The sequence below is a fragment of the Ferroplasma sp. Type II genome (genome assembly GCF_000496155.1).
This window is the reverse complement of sequence record NZ_KI542794.1, coordinates 2,736-4,258: the sequence shown is the minus strand read 5'-3', so window position 1 is coordinate 4,258 and position 1,523 is coordinate 2,736. Positions and strand designations below refer to the sequence as shown.

The 1,523-nt window shown below is 37.1% G+C and carries 5 protein-coding genes; all 5 read left to right on the top strand.

The window, feature by feature from the left end:
• Window positions 1-199: 199 nt before the first annotated feature.
• Window positions 200-595: a hypothetical protein gene (locus tag AMDU4_RS11630; RefSeq protein WP_021788160.1), complete on the top strand. Its 396-nt coding sequence runs from the start codon at window positions 200-202 to the stop codon at window positions 593-595.
• Window positions 570-782, top strand: coding sequence for a hypothetical protein (locus tag AMDU4_RS11625; protein ID WP_021787308.1), 213 nt, complete (start codon window positions 570-572; stop codon window positions 780-782). The genes AMDU4_RS11630 and AMDU4_RS11625 overlap by 26 nt, the downstream gene beginning before the upstream one ends.
• A gap of 10 nt (window positions 783-792) precedes the next feature.
• Window positions 793-1,002, top strand: coding sequence for a hypothetical protein (locus tag AMDU4_RS11620; protein WP_021787309.1), 210 nt, complete (start codon window positions 793-795; stop codon window positions 1,000-1,002).
• 18 nt (window positions 1,003-1,020) lie between these two features.
• Entirely contained in the window at window positions 1,021-1,341 is a 321-nt protein-coding gene (locus AMDU4_RS11615; RefSeq protein ID WP_021788159.1) for a PKD domain-containing protein, read from the top strand.
• Window positions 1,338-1,523: hypothetical protein (locus tag AMDU4_RS11610; protein ID WP_290705230.1), on the top strand; the 186-nt coding region annotated here is incomplete at its 3' end. The genes AMDU4_RS11615 and AMDU4_RS11610, both read left to right, overlap by 4 nt.

Here is a 1,523-nt window from a genome sequence, read left to right as displayed (position 1 = left end):
GCAGAGTGTCTAGTTTTACCCGATTGTCTTGCAGCTTGCTTTGATTTTTTAACGTTGCCTGCTTGTCTTATATGCTTTAGTCTTGATGTTCTTGCGTGTGCCTATTGTATTTATAAAGCAGGAGAGTGCACTGAGGATGCGTATAATGTAATTCAATGTTGCACTGGGGCTTAATAAGATTGAGAAAAGGGAAGTAAATATGCGATATGAGAACATCTTTAAGTCCCTTCTTTTTTATATTGTTGGTTTAGCCCTTCTATATGTGTCAATATTTCTATCTTACAACCTAAAGTTTAATGGAAATTTCATATCGGCATTGCCAATAGTTTTGCCATTGGTTTTTTCCATAGCCTCTATTGGTGTGGCAGTTATTTTTATAATGGAAAAAGACTCCCCTTGGTTTTTCAGAACTGGCATGATGAGTTTAGTTGGTGGAATCACTTTATTTTCGTTCGGTATTCTAGCATTTTACTTGGGAGTAAAATCCTTAGTATGGGCAGGTTCATTTGTAATTGGTATAATGTTAATTTTCGCTGCGATGGTTAGATTATTCATTCAGGGTGGTTTAAGTGCTTACAGAAAAGCAAAGAATTAGGGCAGTATTTCTTTTAGTTCTTGGAGGCATATTCCTTATCTCAGGTATTGCAGATTTATCCTCATTATTTATCGTTCATAACAGTGAGTCTTTTGGAACGGTAATTGCATCGTTCTCCATTCTTGCGGGAATATATTTCCTTCTAGATGCATACTTGGTCAAAAGGAACAAACGACCAAAAGACTAAGAGAGCACTTATGAATCGTTACAAATATCATATCATTCTTGTGATCACCGTATCATTTGTTGTTTTGATAATCAATATTATGGCATTCATGTCAAAGAACGTCTCTGACTCTCTCTACTTTTTCGACATGGCCTATGTAGTTGGAAACAGTGCTCATTTTGTTGCACTGTCCATTTCATCAAGTGGTATTAGCGCTGAGGATGAAAAGAGGTCAACTTGATTTTGATTGCTGATCACAATGAAATCTTTGCATGTTTCTCAGCGTAAAAACTATAATGAAAATGCCGTTTTAACAAGCAAGTTGGAGATACCGGAAGAGCTTAGAGATAAGATACTCAAGTGGAGTGATTTTATAGATTATTGGAGCGTTGACTGGAATTACAGGGATGATACTTTTCACAACGAGTGGCAGGAATTCAGGACTAAGAAAAAGAAGACTTTACAGTTGCAATCTATTGAACACCATTATGAAAAGCCCGGGAATTACAAAGTAATGGTAAAGGTCATAGATGTGTTTGGAAATGATACAACAACAATTAAAGAGGTAACTGTGGCATGAACCCATTCGAAGAACCAGAAACAAGGGTGCAAACAACTGCACCTCTAGTGGAGGCGTTACGAAACGAAGTCAGAAACTGGAGAGAATCTGGTTACAACAAAGCCTCTGAAACCACTAGGCGACTGTTACAATACTGGTTCGAAGATGAGCACGAGATCGATGATGAAAAATTCAAGTATTAT

Coding starts and splice junctions, on each gene's coding strand:
- AMDU4_RS11630 (WP_021788160.1), top strand. CDS start 200: ATGCGATATGAGAACATCTTTAAGTCCCTTCTTTTTTATATTGTTGGT.
- AMDU4_RS11620 (WP_021787309.1), top strand. CDS start 793: ATGAATCGTTACAAATATCATATCATTCTTGTGATCACCGTATCATTT.
- AMDU4_RS11615 (WP_021788159.1), top strand. CDS start 1,021: ATGAAATCTTTGCATGTTTCTCAGCGTAAAAACTATAATGAAAATGCC.